At 54.6% G+C, this 14,383-nt stretch carries 16 protein-coding genes; 8 read left to right on the forward strand and 8 right to left on the reverse strand.

The features are described from left to right. Together AAIG26_RS21145 and AAIG26_RS21150 are read right to left on the reverse strand one after the other, a co-directional pair. On the reverse strand, positions 1-237 hold the full coding sequence (locus tag AAIG26_RS21145; RefSeq protein WP_343181400.1) for a hypothetical protein: 237 nt from the start codon (positions 235-237) through the stop codon (positions 1-3). 9 nt (positions 238-246) lie between these two features. Then, positions 247-528, reverse strand: coding sequence for a Cox family DNA-binding protein (locus AAIG26_RS21150; protein ID WP_020455932.1), 282 nt, complete (start codon positions 526-528; stop codon positions 247-249). Between the two features lie 109 nt (positions 529-637). On the opposite strand from AAIG26_RS21150, the gene AAIG26_RS21155 reads away from it, so the two are divergent. Then, entirely contained in the window at positions 638-958 is a 321-nt protein-coding gene (locus AAIG26_RS21155; RefSeq protein ID WP_020455931.1) for a transcriptional regulator, read from the forward strand. Between the two features lie 69 nt (positions 959-1,027). Further along, positions 1,028-2,008 (forward strand): tyrosine-type recombinase/integrase, encoded by a 981-nt coding sequence (locus AAIG26_RS21160; protein ID WP_343181401.1) that lies wholly within the window; start codon positions 1,028-1,030, stop codon positions 2,006-2,008. 175 nt (positions 2,009-2,183) lie between these two features. Here AAIG26_RS21160 and cpxP read toward each other — a convergent pair whose 3' ends face one another. Next, positions 2,184-2,687, reverse strand: a complete 504-nt coding sequence (gene cpxP / locus AAIG26_RS21165; RefSeq protein WP_020455929.1) for a cell-envelope stress modulator CpxP — start codon at positions 2,685-2,687, stop codon at positions 2,184-2,186. Positions 2,688-2,838: 151 nt separating this feature from the next. On the opposite strand from cpxP, the gene cpxR reads away from it, so the two are divergent. Both cpxR and cpxA read left to right on the forward strand, forming a co-directional pair. Continuing rightward, a complete protein-coding gene (gene cpxR, locus AAIG26_RS21170; protein WP_044489537.1) occupies positions 2,839-3,537 on the forward strand; it encodes an envelope stress response regulator transcription factor CpxR in 699 nt (232 codons plus the stop codon). Next, positions 3,534-4,907 carry an envelope stress sensor histidine kinase CpxA gene (gene cpxA, locus AAIG26_RS21175; protein WP_045512355.1) on the forward strand — a complete coding sequence of 458 codons (1,374 nt, stop codon included), beginning with the start codon at positions 3,534-3,536 and terminating at the stop codon, positions 4,905-4,907. The genes cpxR and cpxA overlap by 4 nt, the downstream gene beginning before the upstream one ends. A 34-nt stretch (positions 4,908-4,941) precedes the next feature. On the opposite strand, the gene yiiM is transcribed toward cpxA, so the two are convergent. Further along, on the reverse strand, positions 4,942-5,616 hold the full coding sequence (gene yiiM / locus AAIG26_RS21180) for a 6-hydroxyaminopurine reductase (protein WP_343181402.1): 675 nt from the start codon (positions 5,614-5,616) through the stop codon (positions 4,942-4,944). Between the two features lie 161 nt (positions 5,617-5,777). Here yiiM and AAIG26_RS21185 point away from each other — a divergent pair, with 161 nt between their 5' ends. After that, positions 5,778-6,671 carry a dihydrodipicolinate synthase family protein gene (locus tag AAIG26_RS21185; RefSeq protein ID WP_343181403.1) on the forward strand — a complete coding sequence of 298 codons (894 nt, stop codon included), beginning with the start codon at positions 5,778-5,780 and terminating at the stop codon, positions 6,669-6,671. A gap of 36 nt (positions 6,672-6,707) precedes the next feature. Here AAIG26_RS21185 and AAIG26_RS21190 read toward each other — a convergent pair whose 3' ends face one another. Together AAIG26_RS21190 and sodA are read right to left on the reverse strand one after the other, a co-directional pair. Next, positions 6,708-7,370, reverse strand: a complete 663-nt coding sequence (locus tag AAIG26_RS21190) for a 2-keto-3-deoxygluconate permease (protein WP_343181404.1) — start codon at positions 7,368-7,370, stop codon at positions 6,708-6,710. A 257-nt stretch (positions 7,371-7,627) separates the two neighbouring features. Beyond that, positions 7,628-8,248 carry a superoxide dismutase [Mn] gene (gene sodA / locus AAIG26_RS21195; RefSeq protein ID WP_020455923.1) on the reverse strand — a complete coding sequence of 207 codons (621 nt, stop codon included), beginning with the start codon at positions 8,246-8,248 and terminating at the stop codon, positions 7,628-7,630. Positions 8,249-8,537: 289 nt separating this feature from the next. Here sodA and rhaT point away from each other — a divergent pair, with 289 nt between their 5' ends. Continuing rightward, positions 8,538-9,572 carry an L-rhamnose/proton symporter RhaT gene (gene rhaT, locus AAIG26_RS21200; RefSeq protein ID WP_343181405.1) on the forward strand — a complete coding sequence of 345 codons (1,035 nt, stop codon included), beginning with the start codon at positions 8,538-8,540 and terminating at the stop codon, positions 9,570-9,572. Here the strand turns inward: rhaT and rhaR are convergent, their stop codons facing one another. Together rhaR and rhaS are read right to left on the reverse strand one after the other, a co-directional pair. Continuing rightward, positions 9,573-10,421, reverse strand: coding sequence for an HTH-type transcriptional activator RhaR (rhaR, locus tag AAIG26_RS21205; protein WP_269232574.1), 849 nt, complete (start codon positions 10,419-10,421; stop codon positions 9,573-9,575). Positions 10,422-10,494: 73 nt separating this feature from the next. Next, positions 10,495-11,331: an HTH-type transcriptional activator RhaS gene (gene rhaS, locus AAIG26_RS21210; RefSeq protein WP_160271433.1), complete on the reverse strand. Its 837-nt coding sequence runs from the start codon at positions 11,329-11,331 to the stop codon at positions 10,495-10,497. A 299-nt stretch (positions 11,332-11,630) separates the two neighbouring features. Between rhaS and rhaB the strand changes: the two genes are divergently transcribed. Beyond that, positions 11,631-13,100 carry a rhamnulokinase gene (rhaB, locus tag AAIG26_RS21215; RefSeq protein WP_343181407.1) on the forward strand — a complete coding sequence of 490 codons (1,470 nt, stop codon included), beginning with the start codon at positions 11,631-11,633 and terminating at the stop codon, positions 13,098-13,100. Continuing rightward, positions 13,097-14,356, forward strand: a complete 1,260-nt coding sequence (rhaA, locus tag AAIG26_RS21220) for an L-rhamnose isomerase (protein ID WP_097407369.1) — start codon at positions 13,097-13,099, stop codon at positions 14,354-14,356. Before rhaB ends, rhaA begins: the two co-directional genes overlap by 4 nt. Positions 14,357-14,383: the final 27 nt, after the last annotated feature.

A 14,383-nucleotide genomic window follows, 5' to 3' on the forward strand; every position in this document is an offset into this window, starting at 1 on the left:
CTATCTCCCCTTTTTTAATTGCTGACTATCAACATCGTGTGAAATAGATTTAATTTCTTTATTGATAATTTTTTTATTCGTCATTATAAATTCACCGCGTTCGGTTTTAATAACGAGCCCTTTTTGCATATCGACTAAATAATTATTTTCGATATTTCCCGGATGGTGAAGCCGGTGACGTCCGTAAAACGTTGCCCGCTGCCCGGTGGAAAGCTGAGGTGATAATAAAAGGCACATAGCTAACCCTCACAGACCGATCCAGAGCAGCCAGGCGTCGCGCTGTTCTTTGGGGCGGTTGTAGAAAGCGTCACGCATTGCGCGGTTGAACTCCGGCAGGTATACCCAGTTTTCTGCGCGTCCTGTTAGCGCGTCCGGGTTCTTCATTGGAATGACCGGCAACTTTCCTTCGCCAACCATATTGGTCACAGCCTTGGCCGTCTTGCCGATCATTTCTGCAAATTTTGCGGCGGGTACTGCATCAATCGGATGTTTAAGCTGAATGTAACTCTCCTGATGTTCCCTCTGCATGTGCAATAATCTCCTTTGGTGTTCGGCGGCTTACAACTCGTTCAGGGGTACTGTGCGCGCCGTTTGCTTGTTTCAATGGTATCAATTGAGACCCAACAAGGAGAAGCATATGGTATCAAATGAGACCCAGTCAACTGCTATTGGGCAAAAAATTCGTGCGATAAGGGATGCAGAAGGTTTATCGAGGACGCAATTCTTTGAATTGACAGGTATTCCTTCAGGCACGCAAAAACACTATGAAATGGGAAGGAGAGAGGGAGTCGGCAGCGAGATATTATTGAAAATCACACAACATCCTCGCTTTGCAAAATATACGCTCTGGTTAATGACTGATACCACCATACCTGAAGCCGGACAGATTGAACCGGTTCTCTCCCCTGATGGGCAAAGCAGAGAAATTTCTCACCGCTCAGGCCGCAAGACTGGTTAACACTTCATTACGCATTCATCGAATGGATAGAAAGCCATTCGATCTGTAGCAGTACCGGAGGGCTTCGCTATGTCGATTAAGAAGCTCGAAGGTGGTCAATATCAGGTAGACATTTGGCCTCGCGGGCGCAACGGAAAGCGCATCCGCAGGCGGTTTGAGAAGAAACACGAGGCCGTGCTTTTTGCGCGTTACGTGATGGCTAACGCGGATAAAAAAGAGTGGCTGGGCGCGAACGTAGATCGCCGGACATTAGGCGAATTGCTTGATGCATGGTGGTTGCTGTACGGGCAGGCGCAGGAAAATGGCGAAATTGAAAAACGGCATTTGCTGAAAACGATAACCGCGCTCGGTGATCCAGCGGTTAACCGTCTCAGCAAGCGCACGCTGGCGCAGCATCGCGGCTTACGCCTGGCGGACGGCATTAGCGCGTCCACGATCAATCGCGACATGTACCGCCTTTCCGGCATGTTTAGCGCGTTGATAAAGCTGGAAGAGTTCAGGCAAGAAAACCCCCTCAAAGGCCTTGAACCGCTGAAAGAAACCCCGGCGGCCATGACCTATCTAACCAAACCTGAGATCGGCCAGTTGCTTGACACGCTCACCGGCGACGAGCGCCGCGTTGCATTGCTTTGCCTGAGTACCGGCGCGCGCTGGGGTGAAGGCAGCACGCTACGCGCTGAACAGATTATTCACGGTCGCGTGACATTCCTGAAAACCAAAAACGGGAAAAACCGCACGGTTCCCATATCGGCAGCGCTGGAAAAGGAGATCAGGACCCGGGAAACCGGGCCATTGTTCAAAGTCGATTATGAAAACTTCTGCGAACGGCTGCGGCAGGTGAAACCAGACTTGCCGCGCGGGCAGGCAACGCATGTGCTACGGCACACGTTCGCCAGCTGGTTTATGATGAACGGCGGGAACATCATCGCGTTACAGCAGATCCTTGGCCATGCGAGCATTCAGCAAACGATGGTTTATGCTCATCTCGCGCCGGATTATCTGCAACATGCGGTGACGTTAAACCCGCTTGGCGGTGGGGTCGCGGTGTGACAATGTTGTCTACGTTTTGTCTACGCCGTTGAAGTCAGTAATCCGTTGTAGCCGCTTAATGCGGTTGCAGCGGGTACTGATTTAGAAGGGGTTTCCCGAAATACCTGACAAAAAAACCCCCACATCATGTGGGGGAAGACAGGGATGGTGTCTATGGCAAGGAAAACAGGGTTTGTTACTGGTAATGCCGGGTACTACTGCTACTCATAACCATCGACGGAGAACTTTGTTGCATCTGCGCCACTTCGCGCAGTTGCGTCATCCGTTGCTGGTGTTTCTGGTTTAAAACCGCTTGCTGCTCCGGCGTCAGCAGGTTGTACATCTGGTTGCGGACTTTCGCCATTTCAACCTGACGAGCGACTTGCTCCTGCGCCATTTTTTCTGCCTGAGCGCGCACAGCGTTTTCATCAAAATTTTCTGCGGTGACAAGGCGATGCATTGTCTCCATTTCGCTAACATTAACAGGGGGCTGGTCGTGCCGCGCCTGTCTCATTAAATCCCGCATCTGCTGACGCTGATGTTCGGTTAAATTAATACCGTCGAACATATGGCTCTGAACACTACGCTGTGCAAACCCATCAATCGGGTGCCAGTTATCGCCTGTTACGACGTCAGCAGCCTGGCTAACGGTGCTAAACGCCAGCGTTGAGGCCATGACGGCAGCGGTAACGATGCGCATCATTTACTCCAGTAACCTTTTCGTCTCACGATTCAACGATAATCAGTCTACGATTCAGGCTGCAAACATGCGTCAGGGGGTGTAAAACAACGTAAAGTCATGGATTAGCAAGTCTCGATGACGTAATTTCTGCCTCGGAGGTATTTAAACAATGAATAAAATCCTTTTAGTAGATGATGACCGAGAGCTTACTTCCTTGTTAAAGGAGCTACTCGACATGGAAGGTTTCAATGTGCTCGTTGCCCATGACGGGGAGCAGGCGCTCGACCTCCTCGACGACAGCATCGACCTGCTTTTGCTTGATGTCATGATGCCGAAGAAAAACGGCATCGACACACTTAAAGAGCTACGCCAGACACACCAGACACCGGTCATTATGCTGACCGCGCGCGGCAGCGAACTCGATCGCGTTCTTGGCCTTGAGCTGGGCGCGGATGACTATTTGCCAAAACCGTTTAACGATCGTGAATTAGTCGCGCGTATTCGCGCAATCTTGCGCCGCTCGCACTGGAGCGAACAGCAGCAAAGCACCGATAACGGCTCGCCTACCCTTGAAGTGGACGCGCTGAGTCTTAATCCGGGTCGTCAGGAAGCCAGCTTTGAAGGCCAGGCGCTGGAACTGACCGGCACCGAATTCACCCTGCTGTACTTGCTGGCTCAACATTTAGGTCAGGTAGTATCGCGTGAACATCTGAGCCAGGAAGTGCTGGGTAAACGTTTAACGCCGTTCGACCGCGCTATTGATATGCACATTTCCAATCTGCGCCGCAAACTGCCGGAGCGTAAAGATGGGCATCCGTGGTTTAAAACCCTGCGCGGCCGCGGTTATCTGATGGTGTCCGCTTCATGATAGGAAGTTTGACCGCCCGCATCTTTGCCATTTTCTGGTTAACGCTGGCGCTGGTATTGATGCTGGTGTTGATGGTGCCGAAGCTGGACTCCCGTCAGATGACGGAGTTGCTGGACAGCGAGCAGCGCCAGGGCGTGATGATTGAACAGCATGTTGAAGCGGAACTGTCGAACGACCCGCCGAACGACCTGATGTGGTGGCGCAGGCTTTTCCGCGCCATCGACAAATGGGCGCCGCCGGGTCAACGTCTGCTGCTGGTGACCAGCGAAGGGCGCGTCATTGGCGCCGAACGCAACGAGATGCAGATCATCCGTAACTTCATCGGCCAGGCGGACAACTCCGACCATCCGCAGAAGAAAAAATATGGCCGGGTCGAAATGGTAGGGCCCTTCTCCGTGCGTGACGGGGAAGACAATTACCAGCTCTATCTGATTCGTCCCGCCAGCAGTTCGCAATCTGACTTTATCAACCTGTTGTTTGACCGCCCGTTATTGTTGCTGATTGTCACCATGCTGATCAGCTCGCCGCTGCTGTTGTGGCTGGCGTGGAGCCTGGCGAAACCGGCGCGTAAGTTGAAAAATGCGGCGGATGAAGTGGCGCAAGGCAACTTGCGGCAGCATCCGGAACTGGAATCCGGGCCGCAGGAGTTTCTGGCCGCCGGCGCCAGTTTCAACCAGATGGTGACGGCGCTCGAACGCATGATGACCGCGCAGCAGCGCCTGCTTTCCGACATCTCGCACGAACTGCGTACACCGCTCACACGCTTACAGCTCGGCACCGCCCTGCTGCGTCGCCGCAGCGGTGAAAGCAAAGAGCTGGAGCGTATTGAAACCGAAGCGCAGCGGCTGGACAGCATGATCAACGATCTGCTGGTAATGTCGCGCAATCAGCAGAAAAACGCGCTGGTCAGCGAAACGGTGAAAGCCAATCAAATGTGGAATGAGGTGCTGGATAACGCAGCGTTTGAAGCGGAGCAGATGGGTAAATCCCTGACCGTCAACTTCCCGCCGGGCCCGTGGCCGCTGTACGGTAACCCGAGCGCGCTGGAAAGTGCGGTCGAAAACATCGTGCGCAATGCGCTGCGCTACTCACACAGCAAAATCGAAGTCAGTTTCGCGGTGGATAAAGACGGCATAACCATTAACGTGGACGATGACGGCCCCGGCGTCAGCCCGGAAGACAGGGAACAGATTTTCCGCCCGTTCTACCGTACCGACGAAGCGCGCGATCGCGAGTCCGGCGGCACGGGCCTTGGCCTGGCGATTGTCGAAACCGCTATTCAGCAGCATCGCGGCTGGGTAAAAGCAGACGACAGCCCGCTCGGCGGGTTACGCCTGACGATATGGCTGCCGTTATATAAACGCGCTTAATAACTCGCCCTCTCCGCTCACCGGAGGGGGCGTTTTAATTCCCCAACAACCTGCGTGAATTATCTTCAATCTTGCCGCTCAAACGCCGCTTTTGCATCGTACGTGTCCAGCTCGCCGACACCCCGGCGGCCGACAGCAAGCGATGATATTGCTCATCATCAAACGGCTGAAACCAGGCTATCGCCGCCGCGTCATAGACGCTGACATCGCTCACACGTGAAACCAGCTCCAGCGGCGCTTCCGCCGATACATTGCCGCCCGCAATCACCCGATAAAGCCAGCCAGTACGGCCGCTGGACTGCATCTGCGTTGACATGTCGCTGATGCCAAAGTGGAAATTGAGTTTGAAACAGGGCGAACGCGGTTGCGTCACCTGGATCAGCGCGTCGCCCCAGCGAAAAATATCGCCGATAAAGACGTTTTTTTCTGTCAGACCGCTGGTGGAAAGATTCTCGCCAAATGCGGGCGCGCAAAATAAGGCCGCCTGCTGCGGAAACATCTGCGCCCAGTGAGCATAGTGTTCTCGCGGGTAGTGGCACAATGCGCGATCTGTCCCGCCATGGTAACTTTTCTCCGCCTGCTCGTCCCCGGCGATACCGGTTTCGGTTAGCGTGAGTTCGCCTTCAACCTGCAATTTTGCGATGGCGCTCGGTCGGCTGCCCTGATAATCCCTTATTTTTCCTACAAATACTTCAACCGGATGTTGCATATTCCCTCCAACAGGCTTCGTTCATCACGGTATTACACCACAATTGAGCTCAGACCAAACCTGCAAAAATGAGACATTCATGCACATGCGCGCCGCTGTGCCGTGCTATCACTTACCTTACGCTTTTGAAACATGATTTCATTAATCGAGGAGGCAGTGACGTGACGCAAAAAACCCCCTTTTCCGGCGTCTGGTGTCCTTCCATCACGCCGATGGACAGTGAAGGCAACATCGATCTCAATGGATTAAAACAGCATCTTACCCGCCTGACGGCGGCGAAAATCGACGTGGTATTGCTGATGGGCAGTATCGGCGAGTTCGCCTCCTTCACACTGGATGAACGAATAATGTTGATCCGTGAAGCGCGCGGAATGTCGCCCATTTCGATGGTGGCTAACGTCTCTTCCACCTGTTTTAACTACATCCTGTGGATGGCTGATGAAGCCTACCGCACCGGCTATGAAGCCGTGATGGTGCTGCCGCCTTATTACTATGGGCAAACCAGCAACCAGCTTTTAAGCTACTTTCGCGCGCTGGGCAAAGCCATCAGCGGCAAATGGTTTGCCTATAACTTCCCGGCGCGCACCGGCTGTGATTTAACACCCGAGCTGGTCGCGGCGCTGACCGCCGAATTCCCCGATTTTGCCGGCATTAAAGACACCGTTGATTGCCAGTCGCACACCCGCAATATGATTCTGGCAACCAGGAACGTGCGCGATGATTTCTCAGTGTTGTGCGGTTACGACGAGTATTTCATTCCTACTTTGCTGGCGGGCGGCGCTGGCGTGATTTCGGGCTTAAACAACGTGATGCCGGAGCTGTTTGTTAAAGCGCGGGAGGCGTGGCGACAAAGTGATTTGGCAACCCTGCATCAGGTGCAGCAAGAGATCGGCAAATTTATGGCCATCTACAGCATCGGCGACGATTTTGTTACCACCATCAAAACCGTGGTCTCGCGCAAGTTTGGTTACTGCACCCCCGTCGCCCGTAACTTCGGCGGTGCCCTCACTGAAGATCAGTGCAACATTATCGACACCGTTTTTGCTATCCGCTAATGCAAAAGCCGACCTGTAAAGGTCGGCCTCATTTCGTTATTTCACCGTGTTGCGTAGCGACATGTCCGCTTCCGCCCCTTTCACTTTTCGTGACCAGACAGACGTCAAAATCGGCACCAGGATCGAGGTAACGATCACCGATGTCGCCACCAGCGCCGTCGCCGCCGGTGCCATCGCTTTGAAGTCCGGCACCATTTCAGCAATCAGCACCGGCGTTGCCACCGCAGCGCCAGCCGAACTGGAAGCCGCCAGACCCGCAGTTCCGTCACCACCGCCAATCAGTTTGTCGGCAATAATCAGCGGGATGCCGGTTATCACAATCACCGCGACGCCCAGCAAAATCCCCAGCAGCCCGGTTTGCGCAATCACGCTTAAATCGATGGTGTTGCCAAGCGCGAAAGCGAAGAACGGAATCAACCGCGATGCGATAGCCGCCACCACCCAGGCGATCACGATTTTCGTCACCACCAGCGTGCCGGATTTGCGCAGCACCGTACCGGTCGCGCTCAGTTTGATCGACGCGCCCATGCAAAAAAACCACACCGCAAGGATCGGCACCGTGCCGGTAATCATGCCGTTAGTGAATGAACCGAAGTATTTCCCTGCGCCGGGCGCAAAAGTGTGGCACAGAGCACCGATGAACAATGGAACCAGCATCATCCCGCCAGGGATTTTTTCTATTGCACGCTTGATTTGCATATCTTCACCTGTAAAAACCGTTCGATTTTTATGGCGCAGGCACTCCGGTTGAACGGAACAACAGCCGCGCGGATGAAGAGAGGGTAGACCCGGATTGATGCGAGAAAAGTGATCAAACAACCATAACAAAACATTATTTCATTATTTTAGGATCAACGTTCCTTTTAGTTTCTGGCAGCCAAAAAGGAATAAAAAAGCCCCGCCGGCAACGCCTGGCGGGGCTTCGACTCACGCTCTACGGCGTGGACGAAAGCGGCTTATTTTTTCGCAGCGAAACGCGCAGCAGCTTCGTCCCAGTTCACCACGTTCCAGAACTCTTTAATGTAGTCCGGGCGGCGGTTCTGGAATTTCAGGTAGTAAGCGTGTTCCCACACATCCAGGCCCAGAATCGGGAAACCAGACGCGCCAGAGATCGCTTCACCCATCAGCGGGGAATCCTGGTTAGCGGTAGAAACCACAGCCAGTTTGTCTCCTTTCAGCACCAGCCATGCCCAGCCGGAACCAAAGCGAGTCGCCGCTGCTTTTTCGAATTCAGCTTTGAAATTGTCCACGGAACCGAAATCACGCTCGATAGCGGCTTTCAGATCGCCCTGCAGGGTGGTGCCTTTTTTCAGGCCTTTCCAGAACAGGCTGTGGTTAGCGTGGCCGCCTGCGTTGTTACGCAGTACGGTTTTTTTGTCGGCTGGCAGCTGGTCCAGTTTGGTGATCAGCTCTTCAACCGGCAGGCTCGCGAACTCCGGCAGGCTTTCCAGCGCGGCGTTTGCGTTGTTCACGTAAGTCTGGTGATGTTTAGTGTGATGGATTTCCATCGTCTGCTTGTCGAAATGCGGTTCGAGGGCATCGTATGCATACGGCAGAGCGGGCAGTGTATAGCTCATATTCATCTCCATTAAGGGTAAGCGGCTATTGTGTTAACGCCGCGTAAGCAGTTGGTTCATTATAGTTAATTAAATGATATTGAAAATGTTTATCAATGCCGTAGTTTTAATAAGGTTATAACTTTTGGTTATGTTATTGAAATTGTGAAGCCGCTCACCCTCATCACGTGCTCATTGCCAGCCTGCAACGCAACGCGGCAAACGCCTCAAGGTTAATCTTCTGACCGATTTTTACACTCATCGGGTCGGCTGCTCGTATCCCGGCGATAAAAACAAAGAGGATTGTGAAATGAGTAACGCGATTACGATGGGTATTTTTTGGCATTTGATAGGTGCGGCCAGTGCAGCCTGTTTCTATGCCCCGTTTAAAAAGGTAAGAAAGTGGTCCTGGGAAACGATGTGGTCAATCGGCGGCATCGTCTCGTGGTTGATCCTTCCCTGGACTATCAGCGCGCTGTTATTGCCTGATTTTTGGGCTTATTTCAGTTCGTTTAGCGCCTCAACGCTGCTGCCGGTGTTTCTTTTCGGCGCAATGTGGGGCGTCGGTAACATCAACTATGGCCTGACCATGCGCTACTTAGGCATGTCGATGGGTATTGGCATCGCCATTGGTATTACGCTGATTGTCGGAACATTGATGACGCCGATCCTCAACGGCCACTTCGATGTGCTGATCAACACCGAAGGCGGGCGGATGACGTTGCTGGGTGTGCTGGTGGCGCTGATTGGTGTTGGCATTGTCACCCGCGCCGGTCAGTTGAAAGAGCGCAAAATGGGCATCAAAGCCGAAGAGTTCAACCTGAAAAAAGGGTTAGCGCTGGCAGTGATGTGCGGCGTGTTCTCTGCCGGGATGTCTTTTGCGATGAACGCCGCCAAACCGATGCACGACGCCGCCGCCGCACTGGGTATCGATCCGCTCTATACCGCATTGCCAAGCTACGTGGTGATCATGGGCGGTGGTGCGCTGGTGAACCTGAGCTTCTGCTTTATCCGGCTGGCAAAAGTGAAAGATCTGTCGCTAAAAGCCGACTTCTCGCTGGCAGAAGGGCTGCTTATCAGCAATATCCTGCTTTCGGCACTGGGTGGCCTGATGTGGTATCTGCAATTTTTCTTCTACGCCTGGGGTCACGCCAGCATTCCGGGGCAGTATGACTACATTAGCTGGATGCTGCATATGAGCTTCTATGTGCTGTGCGGCGGGCTGGTTGGTCTGGTGCTAAAAGAGTGGAAGAATGCCGGACGGCAACCGGTGAGTGTGCTGAGTCTCGGCTGCGTGGTGATCATTGTCGCGGCCAATATCGTCGGCCTCGGCATGGCGAGCTAATCAGGCAGCAACCCGGCTACGATGACGCCACTGACCTGGCGTCATCCCTACCTCGCGGCTAAACACCACCGAAAAGTAGTTACTGTCCTCAAAGCCACACTGCATGGCGATTTCACTGATCATCTGCTCGGAGTGCTGCAACAAAAATTGGGCGTGGCAAATGCGCAACTGGCGCAAATAGTGGTTGATGGTCATCCCGGTTTGAGTACGAAACTGCTGGCGCAGCGCCCGCTCGCTGCACTGCTCCTGTTCACAAAAATGCTCCAGCACAAAGCTGCGATTCAGGCTGCCGGAAAGCGCGGTGATGAGCTTATCCAGCAGCGTTTCGCTGTGGGTCGCGGCAAGGTTATCGGTGGCGAAACGGTGGCGTTTTAGGGTCATCACCAGTTGAGCAAACAGGGTTTCCGCCATCAGATTGGCCAGCGGATCGTCCTTCGCGCTCTCATGTTCCAGTTGCGTAATCACCTGCCGCGCCTGTGCCATGCCGCTGCTACCAATCCGCCAGTGCGGGTTGGACGGCGCGCCGTTAAGCCCCGGAATATGCGCCGCCCAGTCAAGATTCAGCGTCAGCCGGTCCGGGCAGTAGATGATGTTCTGCAATACCAGGTCATTAACCGAGGCGTAAGAGTGGCGATCTTCGGCGCGGATATAAAACAGATCGCCGCGCGTAATGCGGTAAGGCCGGTCATTAAGCACATGCAACCCATTGCCGCGCCACACCATCACCAGTTCGCAGAACTCATGCGTATGTTCAGCAAAGACATTTTGCGGGTAGCGATCGGCCACCACGACCGCCTGTCCGGCGCGCGGAAAAAAGTCTGCTTTACGAAGAATTAACTCACCAGCCACAACGCCACCTCTGCCGTGAACAACCTGACATTATTAACGGAAGCCCGGCTAAAAATCGGTGATAACCTTCTCGTTACTGAAGCAGCGTGTCGCGCCCCTGGCGGATATCGCGCGGTGACCAGTCAAACTCGCGGCGAAACAGCGTCGAAAAGTGGTTACTGTCGCCGAACCCGCAGCGAAAAGCGATATCCGTCACGCTCTCGTCGCTGTGGCGTAACATATGGCGCGCTTTAATCAACCGCAGGCGGTTTAAATAGCGCTGCGGCGTCATGCCGGTGGACTGTTTAAGCTGACGATGCAGCGTACGCAACGACAAGCTGAACTGTTCTGCCAGCGACTCCCAGCAAATGTCCTCCGCGAAGTGATCTTCCAGCCACAGCATAAGCTGGTTCAGCCGCGCATCGCTGTTGCCCGCATCTTCCTGCTGGCTGCTTTTACGCAATAACACCAGCAACTGCATAAACAGGATCTCGCGGTTGGCAATGTCATGCGTTGCCACTTCACTGCCCATCTCTTCCATCTGGCTAATGATGCCGCGCACCTGCCCCAGCGTGTGCTGGCTTACCCGCCAGTGCGACGGGTAATGCCCGTCCTGCTCCTGCGGCAGCAACTGGTTCAACCCGGCAAGGAACTGGAACGCATCCGGCGAGCGGTACAGCACATTGGTCAAACAGAGATTATCGGTATGTTCATACAAATGGCGGTCATGATCGCGCACAAAACAGACCGTGCCGCCGCTGATGGTGTACGGCTGACCATTGAACACATGAATCCCCGTACCGTGTTCAACAATCACAATTTCATGAAAATCATGATGATGTTCCGGAAACGCGGCCTGGGGCAATCGCGGTTCAATGGCAACGGGTGATTTACCTGTCGGAAAAAAATCCACGCTATGCAGTACGGTCATGATGGCCCCGGTCTTGAGAAATGTTCTCAAAATAGTAATTAAGGGTTTTCCACCTCACCTTAAATTTTCGACGCCGATTTGCGCATAGCCTGCCGTTTTTTCAAGAAATGGCCGGAAAGATCGGGAAATGTGGTGAGGGTCACAATGGCTGAAAACCTCGCGATTACTGGAAACTGTGAACTCTCTCACGTTCATCTTTGCTTTCTTGCCAGCGCGAAATCGCCACTGTCAGTAGCAAGAAGGTACGACTGCCGCGCCCTTTTTAGACTGTCCGCAATGACTCTAAGAAGGACCCGATCATGACTTTTCGCCATTGTGTTGCGGTTGATTTAGGCGCCTCCAGCGGACGCGTCATGCTGGCGCGCTACGACCGCCAGAACCGCACGCTTTCGCTTCGCGAAATGCACCGTTTTGTAAACTGTCTGCAAAAAGTGGACGGCTTTGATTGCTGGGATATCGACAGTCTGGAAGCCGAAATCCGCCTCGGTCTGAATAAGGTGTGCGCCGAAGGCATACAGCCAGACAGCATCGGCATTGATACCTGGGGCGTCGATTACATTCTGGTTAATCGTGAAGGCCAGCGCGTCGGGCTGCCGATTGCCTACCGCGATAATCGCACCGATGGCGTGATGCACCGCGCGCTGCAAAACCCCGGCAAAGCCGATATCTATCGCCGCAGCGGTATTCAGTTTTTACCCTTCAACACTCTGTACCAGTTGCGCGCACTGGCAGAACAGCAACCGCACCTGCTGGAACAGGCCGACCACGCACTACTGATCCCGGATTACTTCAGCTACCGCCTGACCGGCAATCTCAACTGGGAATACACCAACGCCACCACCACACAACTGGTCAATATCAACACCGATAACTGGGATGAATCCCTGCTGAACTGGGCAGGCGTTCCGGCTCGCTGGTTTGGCACGCCAACCCATCCAGGCAACGTTATCGGCAACTGGATCTGCCCGCAGGGGAATGCCATTCCGGTCGTCGCTGTCGCCAGCCACGATACCGCCAGCGCGGTTATCGCCGCACCGCTGGAAAATCCCGACGCGGCGTATCTCTCTTCCGGCACCTGGTCACTGATGGGTTTTGAGAGCAAAACCCCACACACCAGCGATGAGGCGCTCGCCGCCAATATCACCAACGAAGGCGGTGCCGAAGGCCGTTACCGGGTGCTGAAAAACATCATGGGGTTGTGGCTGCTGCAACGCGTGCTGAAAGAGCAAAACATCACCGATTTGCCGGCGTTAATCGCCCTCACTGAGCAGCTCCCTAACTGCCGCTGCGTGATTAACCCGAACGACGATCGCTTTATCAACCCGGACAACATGAGCGCCGAAATCCAGGCCGCCTGCCGGGATGCGGGTCAACCCGTACCGCAAAACGCCGCCGAACTGGCGCGCTGCATCTTCGATAGCCTCGCGCTGTTGTATGCCGATGTGCTGAGCGAACTGGCTTTCCTGCGTGGTAAGCCGTTTACCCGCCTGCATATTGTCGGCGGCGGCTGCCAGAACCAGTTACTGAACCAGCTCTGCGCCGATGCCTGCGGGCTGCCGGTGGTCGCCGGGCCGGTGGAAGCCTCGACGCTGGGCAATATTGGCGTGCAACTGATGACGCTGGATGAGTTAAGCAACGTCGATGACTTTCGCCAGCTGGTCACAGCTAACCACTCACTGATTACGTTTACCCCTAATCCTGATAATGAAATCGCCCGCTATGTCGCGCGCTTTCAGCAAAAACGACAGACAAAGGAGCTTTGCGCATGACCACTCAACTTGAACAAGCCTGGGACATTGCTAAACAGCGTTTCGCCGCTGTGGGGATTGATGTCGAGGAGGCGCTGCGCCAGCTCGACAGGCTGCCGGTTTCCATGCACTGCTGGCAGGGCGATGACGTTGCCGGTTTCGAAAACCCGGAAGGCAGCCTGACCGGCGGCATTCAGGCTACCGGCAATTATCCGGGCAAAGCGCGCAACGCCACGGAATTACGCGCCGATCTGGAACAAGCGCTGAGCCTGATCCCAGGTCCGAAACGCCTGAACCTGCATGCGATTTATCACGAAGCCGAAACGCCGGTCGCGCGAAATGAAATCAAACCCGAGCACTTCAAAAACTGGGTGCAGTGGGCAAAAGCCAACAATCTGGGTCTGGACTTCAACCCGTCCTGCTTCTCGCACCCGCTGAGCGCCGATGGCTTCACGCTTTCCCACGCTAACGACGAGATCCGTCAGTTCTGGATCGACCACGTGAAAGCCAGCCGCCGCGTTTCCGCTTATTTTGGCGAACAACTGGGTACACCGTCGGTAATGAATATCTGGATCCCGGACGGCATGAAAGATGTCACCGTTGACCGTCTTGCGCCGCGCCAGCGCCTGCTCAATGCGCTGGATGAGGTGATCAGCGAAAAACTGAACCCGGCGCACCATATCGACGCCGTGGAAAGTAAGTTATTCGGCATCGGCGCTGAGAGCTACACCGTCGGCTCCAACGAGTTCTATATGGGTTACGCCACCAGCCGCCAGACCGCGCTGTGCCTCGATGCCGGACACTTCCACCCAACGGAGGTTATCTCCGACAAAATCTCCGCCGCCATGCTCTATGTGCCGCGTCTGCTGCTGCATGTCAGCCGCCCGGTACGCTGGGACAGCGACCACGTGGTGCTGCTGGATGACGAAACCCAGGCTATCGCCAGCGAAATTATCCGCCACAAACTGTTCGATCGCGTCCATATCGGGCTCGACTTCTTCGACGCCTCCATCAACCGCATCGCCGCGTGGGTGATTGGTACGCGCAACATGAAAAAAGCGCTGCTGCGGGCGCTGCTCGAGCCGGTTGAGCAACTGCGCAAACTGGAAGCGGACGGTGATTACACCGCGCGCCTGGCGCTGCTCGAAGAGCAGAAATCCCTGCCGTGGCAGGCGGTGTGGGAAATGTACTGCCAGCGCCACGATACGCCAGCCGGTAGCCAGTGGCTGGAAAGCGTGCGGGCCTATGAGAAAGACGTATTAAGCAAACGTGGCTAATCGCTGCGCATTCATCAGCCCGGTAAG

Source organism: Kosakonia sp. PSU_27, assembly GCF_039409795.1.
Taxonomy (GTDB): domain Bacteria; phylum Pseudomonadota; class Gammaproteobacteria; order Enterobacterales; family Enterobacteriaceae; genus Kosakonia.